The sequence below is a fragment of the Collinsella aerofaciens genome (genome assembly GCF_015670795.1).
Classification (GTDB): Bacteria; Actinomycetota; Coriobacteriia; order Coriobacteriales; family Coriobacteriaceae; genus Collinsella; species Collinsella aerofaciens_Q.
The window spans coordinates 21,414-34,257 of the sequence record NZ_JADPCJ010000016.1; the positions used below are offsets into that span (position 1 = coordinate 21,414).

Consider the following 12,844-nt stretch of genomic DNA (forward strand, 5'->3'; position numbering starts at 1 on the left):
AGATCTCAGCGGTGATGAGGGCCTACCGAGACGCCCTCGACAGGCACCGGATTCCCTGGGCCGACGACACGCAGGACACGGGGCCGGTGGGCGGCTACCGGATGCGAATCGAGCGCACCAAGACCATCCTGGACGAGCACGAGGTGAGCGTGATCTGGGGCTACCAGTGCCTGCCCGTGGACGAGCCCGGCGATTCCGCCGGCGCCGGCGAGGAGACCGAGATGAAGGTCCTGACCGTCGGCATAACCGACGGCTATCCCGACTACCTGGAGGTCATGTACGACCCGATCAGCGCGGATCCGTTTGTGGCCGCGCCCGGCGACATCCTCGCGGAGGTCTTCGGCGTGAGGGGAGGGTCGCGATGAGCTACGTGTGCGGACCCGCCGACTGGATCGACCTCGCCATCGGCAGGCTCGAGGACGCCAAGAGGTCGCTCAGGGAGTGCGACAGGCTGCGACAGGGGTGCGACATCTGCGATGAGCTGCGCCAGGCGAGGCGATGCCTCAACAAGGCGCTGATCATGGTCGCTCAGGAGAAGGAAATCGAGAAGGATTGGAGCACGAAATGAGCGACAGGAACGAGTGGTTCAAGGACGTTAAGAGGCTCGTGCAGAGCCTCGAAGTCGAGACCGTGGAAGACCCCTTCGCGTGGCCGACCGTCACGAGCGTCGCAGATGGGGAGGATGTCCTGCACGCACTCGGGCTTCATCCGTCCCGCGATGTCTGCGGCATTGTGAACGTCGACATCGATGAGGTGTACGGACTCGTCCGGCGCATAGAGCCCGAGCCCGTCACGGGCTCCACATCGGACGGGTACCACACGTTCGACGAGCTCTACCACCACCGGGCGGTACTGTTCTCGGTGATCGTGGCCATGTTCCGCGGGCGCTCGTGGAAGTCGCTCCACCACCATGACGGGACGATGTACGACGGCATGTTCATCGTGGGCATCGACACGCCCGCCGGCCCCGCCACCTACCACTACGACGTCGAGCCGTACTGGGACATGTTCCCGTGCAGGGTGCTCGACCGAGCGCCCGAGTGGGACGGTCACACACCGGACGACGCTATCGAGCGCATCGGCACCCTGAGGGACGTCCTGCAGGCAGAGGCCAAGGCCGAGAAGGGTGGTGACGAGTGATGAGGGAACATTTCATAGTCGATAACTCCACGACGCCAGACTGGGAAGTGATTCCACTAGGCCCTGTCGACAAGGAGGGACGCAAGGTCTCCCTGTCGACCGCGACGCTCTTTGCGGACAGCGGCATGGAGCTCACGGTCCGGAGATATGAGTACCTGCTCGGCGCGGGCGTTTGGCGTGCCTGCTGCGATGAAGGGGTCGCGAGGGTGGACGATATGCACCTGATCCGCCCGGATACGTTCGGCGCCCTGATGAACGATATCGAAGCTGCTTTGGCCTGCCCTTCCAGCGAAGAACCGACGCACGCCTACAACGTTGTCTCCGGGATGTGCGATGCCTGCGCCGACAGGTGCGGCGGCACGTTGTGCCAGTCGATGGCGCTCCACAACATCTGCAACCGCATTCACTCCCTGCTCGCGGGTGATGGCGAATGAGCTGCTATTTCTGCGGCGGGTCCCACATCGCCTCCATCCACTCTGCCCCCGACCGTGGTGGCTGCAACTGGTCCGTGGGCTCCATGACGCTGATGCGCCGATACGACGGCGAGCCGATCGTCAGGGTCGAGCTGGATGCCAGCGTGATGCTAGACGTCTCGGTCAACGGCTCGTGCGGCGACTGTGTCAGCGCCGACGTGACGGCGGACGCCTACATCGAGGACATCAAGTACTGCCCGTTCTGCGGAGAGGAGCTTTAAGTGAACGAGAGCTATAAGGATTTGAAGGCATATCTGCTCAACGAGATCGCCGAGGACGCTCAAGACATGCTGAATGCGATCGGGGACAAGGATGTGGACGAGATCGATGACGAGGAAGTCCTCTGCTTCTGCCACAGCATCGCAACCACGATGACTACGCTGGAGACCGTCGCCATGGTCGGCACGCTCGTGCCCTGGTTTCTGGAAAGTAATGGGTGTGAGGACAAATGAACCGCAAGGACGTGACCGCCGATCTGTCCGAGAAGGTGGCCAAGAAGCTCCGCAGGCAGTTCGCCATCGTCGCGCAGGAGGTCTGGGTCGATCCCGACCATAGGGTCGACTTCGTGGCGTTCTCTCCGGGCAGTGGAGGGCGGAATGCGGCGCTCGAGCACGGGAAATTCGTATTCGTCGAGGTCAAGTCGTGCATGGCGGACTTCAAGAGTGGCCACGGCCTCACGTTCCTCGGCGACGAGAACTGGCTCGTGTGTCCCCGGGACCTCGCACACGAGCTGTACGATGAGCGTCTCCTGCCGTTTGGCGTGCAGGTCTACTGCCCCGACAACGGCGGCGCCCTGCGGCTTACGTACGACCTTCGGATGCAAGCCGCGAAGAGCCTGAGGGAAGATTCGACACTCTGCCTGCTCTGGGCGATGCTGATGGACTCGTACTCGAGGTGGCGAACGACGTGGGATGTGTTCAACGAGACAGGAGAGAGTTATGACCTTTAACGATGTCGAGTTCAAGGCGTGCCCCCGGTGCGGGGTCGAGCCCAAGATGGAGGACGTGCGCGAGCGTTCCCTGACCAAGCCCAACGCGATGAGCGTGAAATGCCCCGCCTGCGGGATGTCGAACAGCATCGCGTGGGGAAGCATGGACCTGCCGCCGTTCCGCCAGGCGGTGGCCATGCTCGCGGACAGCTGGAACAGCCGGTGATCAGCTCGGCGGTCGAGCTGTTCCGCGCGACCGCCTGGCGTGCGGTGCCCGATCTGGTGACGGGTCCCGCGCGCCGGGCGCTCGCGCACGGTCGGGCAGACGCGCCGCGGGTGACGGCGTCGCAGATCGGGGAGACGGAGCGGAGGGCGCGGGCGCTAGAGCGCGACCGGGCCCGCGCGCTCAAGAGGTCGAGGAGGGCTAGGCAATGAGGTTGTTTGAGAAGCTGCGGCGGATTCTCGTCGAGAACCGCCGCGTGCGCAAGAGCATCGAGGCGCGTCGCGCCTGCAGGTGCAGGAGGTCGATGAGATGACCGTGATGTGGGACGTGCAGGAGAGGAACTGCGCGGTCTGCGGGAGGATCTTCATCCCGCAGGCGCCGAAGGCCAAGTACTGCTCGGAGGACTGCCGGCGAAAGCACGAGCAGGACCGCGCGAAGGAGGCTAGGCGCAGGGGCGCCAGGCCGAAGAGCGACAAGGTCGACCGTTACCTGGCGCCCACGGGCCCGGCGCACGATGAGATCATGGCCATGCGCCGCGAGGTCGCGATGAGATATTGAGTTTCCGCAGGTAGATATATAATTAAGGCCGCTGGCGTTGGAGCGCCGGCGGCCTTTGGCAAAGACGCCTCCCGGCATCCTCTATGTGGCGTAGAGCATGGTACCACGCGGGAGGTCACATGGACGCAAGGGAATATCTGGAGACTGTACGGGCCGCCCAGCGCGGCATCGACCGCCGCCTGGCAGTCATCGAGTCGATGCAGGCGCGCGAGCAGGTGCGCGCCCAGCGCTACGACGCCGTGGGCAAGGGCGCGCACGGGACGGACTTCATGCGCTCGACGGATGACAGGATCGACTATGAGCGCCGCAGCGGCGCGGAGCTGTCGGAGCTGCGACGCGAGGTGGAGCGGGGCCGCGAGCTGTGCGCGGGCGTGCGCTCCGCCAACCCGGGCAAGCGATGGGGCGACGTGCTGGAGTTGCGCTACTGCGAGGACCGCACACTGCAGGAGATCGCTGGGACGCTCGGGGTGTCGGTGAGGTCGGTGAACTCCGACCTGTGCGCCGCCTTGGACTGGACGGACATGGTCGGTCTGGCGGCAGCCCGATCGGGTCTTGGCCGAGCTGCAGTCTGAGCCGCATATATCTCTATCGTTGCCCGTCGGCCCAGCGCCGGCGGGCTTCTCTTTACCTGCGAACTGCATGCGATTGCACACAATTGCACACCGTTGCGCGTGATTGCCTACAGTTGCACGCGATTGCACACAATTGCACACCGTTGCACGTTGCGATTGGGATATAACTAGGGTGTCGATTCGCAGCGCCGCCCGCGCGGCTTGCGGGTCGGATGTGCGTGGAAGCGCAGGTGAGTGGCCGGGGTTCCCTTCAGCAGTTCAGGGACTCCGGCCTTACTATTGCGTTTAATTCAATAGGGGATGATGCCCGTGGTCAGCCGAGAGTACATCGCGCGATCCGCCCGCCGCCACGACACGGTCATGGCGTGGGCGTTCCGCCGCGCCCTGGGGGTCACGGCGGCGCCCCGCCGCCGACCGGGGGGTGCCGGGGGTGTGCGCCTGGAGGCGTTGCGCTACGGGGGCATCGAGGCGTGCATGTCCAACCGAGGGCGCTCCCCGGTGGAGTGGTAGGGGATGGGCAACCCGCGCAAGGCCAACGGCGCCCGCCGCCGCCATGTCGTGCGGTGGCTCCGCTCGCAGGGCAGGCCCTGCTGGATATGTGGGCTACCCATAGACTACGGGGTGCCGCCGGGCAACCCCGGGGCCTTCGAGTGCGATGAGCTCGTCCCGGTCAGCCGCGGCGGATCGCCCTTCGACCGCGACAACGTCGCCGCCGCGCACCGCTGCTGCAACAACTGGCGCCGCGCCCGCAGCGTCGCCGAGGTCTCGGCCGTACGCCGCGCCCTCCGCGAGCATCTCGCCGCGTGGAACTCTCCTGAGTCCTTCGTCGAGCTGTGCAAGGCGCTCAAGTCCGAACGTATTCCCTTTATTAGTCCCCCGTCCGCGCCCGAGAAACAGCCGCGGCAAACGACCTCATGGTAGGGGATGCGCCCCGGCGCTCGACCCCACGGGGGTCTTTTGACGGATGGTGGCAGGCCACCATCCCGCGCCAGGGCCGCAATACCCCCGAATACGCTTTTTTACGGAAGTCAAGCAAAAACCGCAGCTAAACCGAGAAAAACTAGGCGGGTGTGTACGTGAAGATACACGATATCGTCCCATATGAGCGAAACGCGCGGCACAACGCCTCCGCCGTCCCCGTGGTCGCCGACTCAATCAAGGAGTTCGGCCTGCGCGGGACCATCGGCCTGGAGAGCCGCGAGCGCCCGGTTATTGTATGGGGGCACACCCGCGTCGAGGCGTGCAGAAGCCTGGGGTGGGACGAGATTCCCGACTCCAAGATCGAGTACTGCGACGACCTGACCGACGAGCAGATCAAGGCCTTCCGCATCGCCGACAACAAGACCGGCGAGGTGGCAACCTGGAACAAGTCGATGCTTCGCGAGGAGGTCCGCAGCCTCAAGGACTTCGACATGTCGCGGTTCGGGCTGGACTTCAAGAGCAAGCGGCTCGACTACGGCCACGAGCGCCTGAGGACGGACGACGCGTACAACCTGCGCCTCGTCAGCCGATCCGACTGCGGCCGCGACGGCATGCCCCGCATGAAGCGGTGCATGGCCAAGCCGGCGGACATGATCGGGTTCAACTACGCCAAGAGCACCCCCGAGGCCGACAAGGCCGGCCGCTGCTGCCACTTCTTCATCGACGACTACCAGTTCGAGCGCGTGTGGGCACGCCCCGCCGCCTACCTCGAGTGCCTGCGCGGCTTCGACTGCGTCCTCACGCCCGACTTCTCGCTCTACCTCGACATGCCCGATGCCATGCAGCGGTGGAACCGCTACCGCTCCCAGGCGCTCGGCCACTGGTGGCAGGAGCAGGGCCTCCGTGTAGTCCCGACCCTGTCGTGGGCGCAGCGCCGGAGCTTCCGCTTCGCGTTCGACGGCGTCCCGCGCCGCTCGACCGTCGCCGTGTCGACCGTCGGCGTGAAGGGGGACGAGAACGCCCTGGCCGTTTGGCGCGAGGGCATGGCGGAGGCAATGAGCCGCCTGGAGCCCGCGCGCGTGCTGCTCTACGGCGGCGACATTGGATTCGATTTCGGCGGCTGCGAGGTCGTCGAGTACAAGGGAGGCGGTTTCCGCGGGAGGTAGGGGCTCATACTCTTACTCCGGCAAGCGTTCAGCCAAGGACGGATCGACACTGTCAGCCTACGCGGTCGCATCCCTGAACAAGGGCACTGCTGGGGGAACGACGGTGGAGTCTGCCATAGCCCGCTTTCGCGAGCAGCTGATGGACAATAGGTACGAGCACTCGGCCTATATCGATGACGCGGGATATGTCCATGCGCTGGGGTCGACTGGTAATGAAGGGTCGACCAGAGTCGCACCGCTGTCCGCCGTCGCCCATGAAAAGGGCGTCTCGACGATTATCCATAACCATCCTCATGGCGGCGCGGACGGCCGCAAATGGGGAGGCCCTCTTTCCGGCGGCGACCTGGAATACATCGCCTCGGCCTACAACAGGAGCGGAGGACGCGTCAAAAGGATCGTCGCGACGTCGAACGAGGGGACCTATTCCGCGCTCGTGACGAAAAGCGTGAGCGGCAAGGCCGTCAAGTCTGCCGCAAAGCGAGCCGACGCTTCGGTCATGAGCAGGAAATACCAGAGCGAAATCGCGATGTGGAGAGCCATGAACAAGGCCTACACCTCGGAGTTTGCTAAAATAGGCATTGAGATCAGCTATGAGAAGCAACCGAAGAAAAGCGGGCTTCTCGTGACCCAGAAGACCGGCACCTATGCGTGATAGGGGTTGATGCCAGATGGCATACGACGTTGACTACGATTTCGAGTTTGACGAGGACGAGTTCGGCACGGCGATGATGCCCAACGGCGTCAAGTGGCGCGGGAACCTCTGCCTGCTCCCCAACGGCAGGTACCTCCCGCCGGGAAACTACCGCACCGAAGACGGCGGCGACATCATCTATGAGCCGCCCGAGCTGAGCCCGTACGCCGAGATGCTCTCGCAGTTCAGATAGGCTGCCGGTATTCAGGATTTTTTAAAGCCGTCCCCCAGGGGCGGCTATTTTATGCCGATTGGAGGTAGCGGATGTCCCTCGAGAAGCCCGCCGCGGTCGCCGGCGACCCCGTGAAGAGCGCCAAGTGGGACGAGCTCACGGCAGGCCGCTCGTTCACCCAGGCCGACGCTCCGACGCTCGCGCTGCTGTGCCAGTGGTACAAGATCGTCGAGCTCGCCCAGGACGAGCTGGACAGCTTCGGCGAGCAGACCGCCTACCAGAACGACATGGGGGACCTGAAGTCCTTCCCGCAGATAGCGACCCTGAAGACCGCGTCGGCGGAGATCAGGCAGCTCAACAAGCAACTCGGCATAACCGACGGCCACGAGGGGGCGCCAGATGTCCGGAACGTCCAGACCAAGCTCTTCTCGATCGCCGAGCGCCACGAGGCGCGGAAGGCAAGAGCCGCGGTATAGGGTCGCCGTGGGCGAGGCCGCCTACTCGGAGGGCGAGGACGCCGCCGAGCTCGGCGGAGACCTGGGCATGGAGCCCATCGAGTGGCAGTCCCTGGTTCTGTCCGACTGGTGCGCGTGCGATGCCGAGGGCCGCCCCGCCTACGTCACGTGCGGCCTGGACGTGCCACGCCAGAACGGCAAGAACGCCGTCATCGAGATATACGAGGTGTTCCGCCTGGCGGTCTGCGGCTGGCACATCCTCCACACCGCGCACCGCGTCAAGACCGCCAAGAAGGCGTTCAACCGACTCGTCCGCTACTTCACGGACAAGGAGCACCCCGAGCTCTCGTGCCTCGTCGAGAGGATCCGCCGCACGAACGGCGAGGAGGCCATCTACCTCACCAACGGCGGCTCCATCGAGTTCTCGGCGCGCACCAACGGAAGCGCGCGAGGCTTCGATGACATCCAGCTCGTCGTGTTCGACGAGGCGCAGGAGCTCACCGACTCCCAGTACGACGCCATCATGTACACGCTCGCCGCGTCCGCGACCGGAGAGCGCCAGATCATCTACACGGGCACGCCGCCCAACGAGGACTGCCCCGGCACCGTGTTCGCGCGCACGCGCGCGGCCATCCTAGCCGGCGACATCCCGAGCACCGAGTGGTGCTCGTGGGCGACCGACGAGTGCCCGCGCCAGGACGCCACGTTCGACGACGTGGTGGACCTCATCTACGAATCGAACCCGAGCATGGGCATCATCCTGTCGCTCGACTTCACCCGCACGGAGTTCGCCGGCGGCTCGATCACCGGCTTCGCCCACGAGCGCCTGGGCTGGTTCAGCCCGGCCGCCATGCTCACGAGGGCCATCCCGCGGGAACCGTGGGGCGCCGCCCTCATCGACGCCATCGGCGACCGGTACCGCGGCAAGAAGGCCTTCGGGGTGAAGTTCTCCAGGGACGGGTCGACCTACGCGCTGTCGGGCTGCAAGCTCGGCCAGCGCGCGCTCAAGGGCAAGGCCGCCGTCGAGCTCATCAGGATCGGAACGACCGCCGGCGGCGCCCGCGAGCTCGCCGAGTGGCTCTACGACCGCCGCGCGACCGCGTCGGTCGTCGTCATCGACGGCATGTCGGGCGCCGACGCGCTCATCGACCGCCTCGCGGAGATGAAGCCGCCGCGCGGCTACGTCGTGAGGCCGCAGACGCGCGACGTGGTCGCCGCCGCGGTCGGCTTCGTGGACGCGCTCAACGACGGCACGCTCGCGCACACCTACGACCCGACCCTCGAGGAGTCGGCGAGGAAGTGCGTCCGCAGGAAGATCGGTTCCAGGGGCGGGTGGGGCTTCGGCTCCCCCGAGGACGCGACCGTGCCGCCCGAGCCGCTCGAATCTTGCTCGCTCGCGCTGTGGGGCGCGAGGACCACCAAGCGCAACCCGCGCAGGAAGCAGAGGACACTGTGATCCAGAGAATTGGGCGCGGGGCCTCCGTCGAGACCCCGAACCTCGACGCCGTCCCCAAGCCGTACCGAGCCGCCGTGGAGGACATGTTCGACACCTGGGGCGACGTGTCGGCGCGAAACACCGTCCTCAAGCGCTACTACGAGATGAAGAACGAGATGAGGAGCCTCGGCATCTCCATCCCGCCCATGCTCGAGAAGGTCGACTGCGTCACCGGCTGGTGCGCCAAGGCCGTCAAGGCGCACTCCGTGCGCTCCGTCTTCGACGGCTTCGTCTTCGACGGCGCGGAGGATCAGGACCTCAAGCGCCTCGTGCGCAAGAACCGCCTGCGGTCGCTCTACCGGCAGGCGTGCTCGAGCGCCCTCACCTACGGCGTGTCGGCCATGACCGTCATGAAGGGCAGGCCGGGCCAGCCCGCGTCGATGGTGCGCGTGTTCAGCGCGAACCAGTTCTGCTGCCTGTGGGACAAGGACGAGGGCCGCATCCGCTGCGGCGTCGTCCTCGCCGACGTCGACCGGTCGGGCAACGCCTCCCGCTACGTGTGCCACTTCCGGGACGCGGTGCTCACGCTGGTGCGCATCGGCTCGGGCGGCGGACCCTACGAGTGGGATTGCGTGGTGGAGCCGAATCCCATGGGACGGCCGCTCATGGAGGTGCTCACCTACGACCCCGACCCCGACCGCCCGCTCGGCCACTCGATGCTCACGCCCGAGGTCCGGGGCATCGTCGACAAGGCCATGCGCGACGTGCTGCGCATGGAGGTCGGCGCGGAGTTCTTCACGTTCCCACAGCGATACATTCTCGGCGCCAAGGACGACCTCTTCTCCGTGAAGGACGGGGACGGGGACGAAGGCGAGGACGAGGGCGGCGACAGCGTGCCGTCGCCAATAGCCAAGTTCAACGCATACGTCGGGTCGTTCCTCGCCATCACCAAGGACGAGGACGGAGACGTCCCGACCGTAGGGCAGTTCGCCGCGCCGACCGCCGACAACTTCACGCGCGTGTTCGAGAACGACGCGCAGCGGTTCTCCGGCGCGACCAACGTGCCGCTGGCGCAGCTGGGCGTGCTGTCGAACACCTACACGTCCTCGGACGCCCTGGGCGCGGCGAACGACCCGCTCATCCTCGAGGTGGAGCAGATCAACGAGCACAACGCCGAGGCGCTCGAGACGATCGCGCAGATGATGATGGCGGTCAAGGACGACGTCCCGATAACCAGGCTCACCGACGAGCAGTGCGCCGTCCAGGCGTGCTTCAAGGACCCCTCGATGCCGACCATCGCCGCGCGCGCCGACGCCTGGACGAAACTCGGCGCCGCGGACGAGAGCATGGTGGGCACCCGCGTCTACTACGAGGGCGTGGGCCTGTCCCAGCCGACCATCGACCGCCTGGAGCGCGAAAAGCAGCAGGGCGGCGCCATCGCGTCGCTCAACGCCATGGCCGACACGATGGCCATCGAGGCCGCGAGGGCCGCGGCCCTGCCGCCAGCCGGCGGTGAGGCGGAGTGATACCGCGCGGGGACTTCGACCGCTACGCCCGCGCGCTCGGGATAAACGCCGACCTGCTGCAGGCGGCTGTCGCGCAGGCGATAGACGAGTGCGCGGGCCTCTACGGCGAGGAGCTCTACCGGGCGCTGGCGCGCACCTACGCGGCGCTCGTGGCCAAGTTCGGCTCGTTCGCCGCGGCGGCGGCCGTCGAGTTCTACGCCGCCATGCGCTCGGGCGCCGGCCCGGCGCAGGGATACGAGCCGCGGCAGTTCGACCCCGGCCACGGCGGGCTCCTCGCGAGCGACGTCGACGAGGCGTTGAGGAACTCCGCGCCCGCCGCGGCGCTCGCGGCGAGGGCCGTGCAGCGCGCCATGGGCTACGCGGACGCCACGATCCAAGGCAACGCCATGGCCGACCCGGCACACCCGCGCTGGGCGCTGGTGCCGCACGCCGGCGCATGCGACTGGTGCCGGATGATCGGCTCGCGCGGTTTCGTCTTCAAGAGCTCGGCGACCGCCGGCGCCGAGCGCCATCCGAGCTGCAGGTGCATACCGGTCGCCGACTTCTCCGACAGCCCCGCGCTCGACGGCTACGATCCGGCGGCGCTCTACGACGAGTACCGCGCGAAGCACCCCGAATGGGGCTCCCATCGCACGGGATCGCGCGCCCGCCGCAGCGGCGGCAAGGTGGTCGCCGCATTCGTGGACGGGAAGAGGTTCGGGAGCATCGGCGACATCCAGAGGTACATGGAGGGGGCATCGTCCCCCGACGACCTCAAGGCCCGCATGGCCACCGCGAACAGGGCGGGGCTGGCAATGGGCTTCCAACCGGGGAGCCCCTACGCCAAGTCGCTCGCGCAGACCGCGGCGGGCGTGAGCAAGAGGCTCTAGGCCAAGTGAGGACGCCCCGTGGGAGGGCGGGCGCGACGCGCCATCAAGCGTCGCCGGCGAAGACACGCAACGCGCCGGCAGGAACACGAGGCCGCAGCCCGCACGGGAGGCGGCCTTTTCCATGCCAAAACACCGCCAGCGCCGCCGCACGGAGGCGCGAAGCGAGCCCCGCACGGGGCCGGAAGGAGTGCAAGATGCCTACCCAACAGCAAGCCAACAACGTGACCGATCCCGTCGAGCCTCCGCAGCCGGCGGCGCCGGCGGAGCCCGGCGGCGACCAAGGATCCGGGGCCCCACAGGAGCCGGCAGCGATCGACTGGAAGGCCGAGGCCGAGCGATTCAAGAAGGAGTCCCGCAAGTGGGAGGCCCGGGCCAAGGAGAACAAAGGCAAGGCCGACCTGTGGGACGCACAGGGCGCGCAGACGCCCACCGTCGAGTCCCTCAACGACGAGCTCAACGACCTGAAGGGCCGCCTCGCCGCATCCGAGGCCGAGCGCGAGCGCGAGCGCACGCTGGCGCGCGTGTCCCAGGCCACCGGCGTGCCGGCCGCGCTCATCCACGGCGACGACGAGGAGTCGATGACGGCCTCGGCAAAGGCCGTCGCCGACTTCGCCGAGTCGCGCCAGCCCGGATACCCGCTCGACAAGGGCGGCTCCGGCGGAGGCAAGAAAGTGAACAAGGAGTCCATCGAGTCCATCAAGGACCCCGCCAAGCGCATCATGGCCCGCGCCGCGCACATGGACCTCTACAAGTAAGAAAGGGGCAAACATGCCCGTACCCGCAAACATCTCCGACTCCACGGCCATCAACGCCTCGATGGACCAGGAGTTCATCCGCAACTTCGAGGGCGACCTCGACCGACTGCTCGAGGTCCTCGGCATCTTCGGCGCCGAGACCATCGCCGCCGGCACCACGCTCAAGATGCTCAAGGTGGCCGGCGAGCTCAACAACTCCAAGACCGCCGGATCCAAGGAGTCCGCCACCGGCGATACCGCCGTCCAGCTGGGCTCCAGCTCCGGCACCGCCTACGTCGAGGGCGACGAGGTCGCGCTGTCCAAGTTCACCGCCACCTACGAGCCCGTCGGCGAGGCCGAGGCCTTCCCGTACCGCCGCATGACCACGCACAAGGCGATCCAGCAGTCCGGCTACGTCAACGCCGTGCTCAAGACCGACAAGCACATGGCCTCGCTCGTGCGCCGCAGCATCGTCTCGCAGTTCTTCTCCTTCCTGCTCAAGGGAACGGGCACGGCGACCGGCAAGGGCCTGCAGGCGTGCGCCGCTGCAGTCGACGCCAAGCTCGGCAACACCCTCGAGACCAACGGCGACGCCGCCGAGCGCGTCGTGCACTTCATCAACCGAGACGACGCAGCCGACTACCTCGGCAACGCGACCATCACCGACCAGAACCTGTTCGGCCTGACCTACCTCGAGAACTTCCTGGGCCTCTCGGGCGTCTTCCTGACCAACCAGGTCGCCAAGGGAACCATGATCGCCACCCCCGCCGACAACATCCGCATCTTCGGCGTGGACTTCGGCGAGCTCGCGACCTCGGGCCTCACGTACACGGTATCCGACTCCGGCCTGATCGGCGTCGCGCACACCCCGGCGTACGACCACGTGTCGGTCGAGACGAACGTGCTCGCCGGCGCGACGTTCTTCCCCGAGGTGAAGGACTACATCGTGAAGGGAACCATCACGACCAAGTAAGGAGGCCA

At 66.7% G+C, this 12,844-nt stretch carries 20 protein-coding genes; all 20 read left to right on the plus strand.

Going from position 1 to position 12,844, the window contains the following annotated elements; all coding sequences use genetic code 11:
* Positions 1 to 14: 14 nt before the first annotated feature.
* The 20 genes from I4W09_RS06170 to I4W09_RS06265 all read left to right on the plus strand — a co-directional run bounded on the left by I4W09_RS06170 (position 15) and on the right by I4W09_RS06265 (position 12,836).
* Positions 15 to 365, plus strand: coding sequence for a hypothetical protein (locus I4W09_RS06170; RefSeq protein WP_196032861.1), 351 nt, complete (start codon positions 15 to 17; stop codon positions 363 to 365).
* Positions 362 to 568, plus strand: coding sequence for a hypothetical protein (locus I4W09_RS06175; protein ID WP_196032863.1), 207 nt, complete (start codon positions 362 to 364; stop codon positions 566 to 568). Before I4W09_RS06170 ends, I4W09_RS06175 begins: the two co-directional genes overlap by 4 nt.
* On the plus strand, positions 565 to 1,140 hold the full coding sequence (locus tag I4W09_RS06180; RefSeq protein ID WP_196032865.1) for a WDGH domain-containing protein: 576 nt from the start codon (positions 565 to 567) through the stop codon (positions 1,138 to 1,140). The genes I4W09_RS06175 and I4W09_RS06180 overlap by 4 nt, the downstream gene beginning before the upstream one ends.
* Positions 1,140 to 1,574 carry a hypothetical protein gene (locus I4W09_RS06185; protein WP_196032868.1) on the plus strand — a complete coding sequence of 145 codons (435 nt, stop codon included), beginning with the start codon at positions 1,140 to 1,142 and terminating at the stop codon, positions 1,572 to 1,574. The genes I4W09_RS06180 and I4W09_RS06185 overlap by 1 nt, the downstream gene beginning before the upstream one ends.
* On the plus strand, positions 1,571 to 1,834 hold the full coding sequence (locus tag I4W09_RS06190) for a hypothetical protein (protein WP_196032871.1): 264 nt from the start codon (positions 1,571 to 1,573) through the stop codon (positions 1,832 to 1,834). The genes I4W09_RS06185 and I4W09_RS06190 overlap by 4 nt, the downstream gene beginning before the upstream one ends.
* Positions 1,835 to 2,065 (plus strand): hypothetical protein, encoded by a 231-nt coding sequence (locus tag I4W09_RS06195; protein ID WP_196032874.1) that lies wholly within the window; start codon positions 1,835 to 1,837, stop codon positions 2,063 to 2,065. It abuts the gene before it with no gap.
* Positions 2,062 to 2,562 carry a hypothetical protein gene (locus I4W09_RS06200; RefSeq protein WP_230318708.1) on the plus strand — a complete coding sequence of 167 codons (501 nt, stop codon included), beginning with the start codon at positions 2,062 to 2,064 and terminating at the stop codon, positions 2,560 to 2,562. The genes I4W09_RS06195 and I4W09_RS06200 overlap by 4 nt, the downstream gene beginning before the upstream one ends.
* Complete coding sequence (locus I4W09_RS06205; RefSeq protein WP_196032880.1) at positions 2,552 to 2,767, plus strand: Lar family restriction alleviation protein; 216 nt, start codon at positions 2,552 to 2,554, stop codon at positions 2,765 to 2,767. The genes I4W09_RS06200 and I4W09_RS06205 overlap by 11 nt, the downstream gene beginning before the upstream one ends.
* Positions 2,768 to 3,073: 306 nt before the next feature.
* The gene (locus tag I4W09_RS06210; protein ID WP_196032883.1) at positions 3,074 to 3,322 is read left to right on the plus strand and encodes a hypothetical protein; all 249 of its coding nucleotides are present in this window, start codon (positions 3,074 to 3,076) and stop codon (positions 3,320 to 3,322) included.
* Between the two features lie 119 nt (positions 3,323 to 3,441).
* Complete coding sequence (locus I4W09_RS06215) at positions 3,442 to 3,894, plus strand: sigma factor-like helix-turn-helix DNA-binding protein (RefSeq protein ID WP_195445418.1); 453 nt, start codon at positions 3,442 to 3,444, stop codon at positions 3,892 to 3,894.
* A gap of 513 nt (positions 3,895 to 4,407) precedes the next feature.
* The gene (locus I4W09_RS06220; RefSeq protein ID WP_196032886.1) at positions 4,408 to 4,815 is read left to right on the plus strand and encodes an HNH endonuclease; all 408 of its coding nucleotides are present in this window, start codon (positions 4,408 to 4,410) and stop codon (positions 4,813 to 4,815) included.
* 155 nt (positions 4,816 to 4,970) lie between these two features.
* On the plus strand, positions 4,971 to 5,981 hold the full coding sequence (locus I4W09_RS10690) for a DUF4417 domain-containing protein (protein WP_195445422.1): 1,011 nt from the start codon (positions 4,971 to 4,973) through the stop codon (positions 5,979 to 5,981).
* Positions 5,982 to 6,084: 103 nt separating this feature from the next.
* Complete coding sequence (locus I4W09_RS06230) at positions 6,085 to 6,633, plus strand: hypothetical protein (protein WP_196032889.1); 549 nt, start codon at positions 6,085 to 6,087, stop codon at positions 6,631 to 6,633.
* 16 nt (positions 6,634 to 6,649) lie between these two features.
* On the plus strand, positions 6,650 to 6,865 hold the full coding sequence (locus I4W09_RS06235; RefSeq protein ID WP_195445425.1) for a hypothetical protein: 216 nt from the start codon (positions 6,650 to 6,652) through the stop codon (positions 6,863 to 6,865).
* 71 nt (positions 6,866 to 6,936) lie between these two features.
* On the plus strand, positions 6,937 to 7,320 hold the full coding sequence (locus I4W09_RS06240) for a P27 family phage terminase small subunit (RefSeq protein WP_195445426.1): 384 nt from the start codon (positions 6,937 to 6,939) through the stop codon (positions 7,318 to 7,320).
* 7 nt (positions 7,321 to 7,327) lie between these two features.
* On the plus strand, positions 7,328 to 8,755 hold the full coding sequence (locus I4W09_RS06245; protein ID WP_196032892.1) for a DEAD/DEAH box helicase family protein: 1,428 nt from the start codon (positions 7,328 to 7,330) through the stop codon (positions 8,753 to 8,755).
* Positions 8,756 to 8,838: 83 nt separating this feature from the next.
* The gene (locus I4W09_RS06250) at positions 8,839 to 10,260 is read left to right on the plus strand and encodes a phage portal protein (RefSeq protein ID WP_230318709.1); all 1,422 of its coding nucleotides are present in this window, start codon (positions 8,839 to 8,841) and stop codon (positions 10,258 to 10,260) included.
* Positions 10,257 to 11,129 (plus strand): VG15 protein, encoded by an 873-nt coding sequence (locus tag I4W09_RS06255; protein ID WP_196032898.1) that lies wholly within the window; start codon positions 10,257 to 10,259, stop codon positions 11,127 to 11,129. Before I4W09_RS06250 ends, I4W09_RS06255 begins: the two co-directional genes overlap by 4 nt.
* A gap of 194 nt (positions 11,130 to 11,323) precedes the next feature.
* Complete coding sequence (locus tag I4W09_RS06260; protein WP_195445430.1) at positions 11,324 to 11,884, plus strand: heavy metal transporter; 561 nt, start codon at positions 11,324 to 11,326, stop codon at positions 11,882 to 11,884.
* Between the two features lie 13 nt (positions 11,885 to 11,897).
* The gene (locus I4W09_RS06265) at positions 11,898 to 12,836 is read left to right on the plus strand and encodes a hypothetical protein (RefSeq protein WP_195445431.1); all 939 of its coding nucleotides are present in this window, start codon (positions 11,898 to 11,900) and stop codon (positions 12,834 to 12,836) included.
* Positions 12,837 to 12,844 lie beyond the last annotated feature (8 nt).

Coding starts and splice junctions, on each gene's coding strand:
- I4W09_RS06170 (WP_196032861.1), top strand. CDS start 15: ATGAGGGCCTACCGAGACGCCCTCGACAGGCACCGGATTCCCTGGGCC.
- I4W09_RS06175 (WP_196032863.1), top strand. CDS start 362: ATGAGCTACGTGTGCGGACCCGCCGACTGGATCGACCTCGCCATCGGC.
- I4W09_RS06180 (WP_196032865.1), top strand. CDS start 565: ATGAGCGACAGGAACGAGTGGTTCAAGGACGTTAAGAGGCTCGTGCAG.
- I4W09_RS06185 (WP_196032868.1), top strand. CDS start 1,140: ATGAGGGAACATTTCATAGTCGATAACTCCACGACGCCAGACTGGGAA.
- I4W09_RS06190 (WP_196032871.1), top strand. CDS start 1,571: ATGAGCTGCTATTTCTGCGGCGGGTCCCACATCGCCTCCATCCACTCT.
- I4W09_RS06200 (WP_230318708.1), top strand. CDS start 2,062: ATGAACCGCAAGGACGTGACCGCCGATCTGTCCGAGAAGGTGGCCAAG.
- I4W09_RS06205 (WP_196032880.1), top strand. CDS start 2,552: ATGACCTTTAACGATGTCGAGTTCAAGGCGTGCCCCCGGTGCGGGGTC.
- I4W09_RS06210 (WP_196032883.1), top strand. CDS start 3,074: ATGACCGTGATGTGGGACGTGCAGGAGAGGAACTGCGCGGTCTGCGGG.
- I4W09_RS06215 (WP_195445418.1), top strand. CDS start 3,442: ATGGACGCAAGGGAATATCTGGAGACTGTACGGGCCGCCCAGCGCGGC.
- I4W09_RS06220 (WP_196032886.1), top strand. CDS start 4,408: ATGGGCAACCCGCGCAAGGCCAACGGCGCCCGCCGCCGCCATGTCGTG.
- I4W09_RS06235 (WP_195445425.1), top strand. CDS start 6,650: ATGGCATACGACGTTGACTACGATTTCGAGTTTGACGAGGACGAGTTC.
- I4W09_RS06240 (WP_195445426.1), top strand. CDS start 6,937: ATGTCCCTCGAGAAGCCCGCCGCGGTCGCCGGCGACCCCGTGAAGAGC.
- I4W09_RS06250 (WP_230318709.1), top strand. CDS start 8,839: ATGTTCGACACCTGGGGCGACGTGTCGGCGCGAAACACCGTCCTCAAG.
- I4W09_RS06260 (WP_195445430.1), top strand. CDS start 11,324: ATGCCTACCCAACAGCAAGCCAACAACGTGACCGATCCCGTCGAGCCT.
- I4W09_RS06265 (WP_195445431.1), top strand. CDS start 11,898: ATGCCCGTACCCGCAAACATCTCCGACTCCACGGCCATCAACGCCTCG.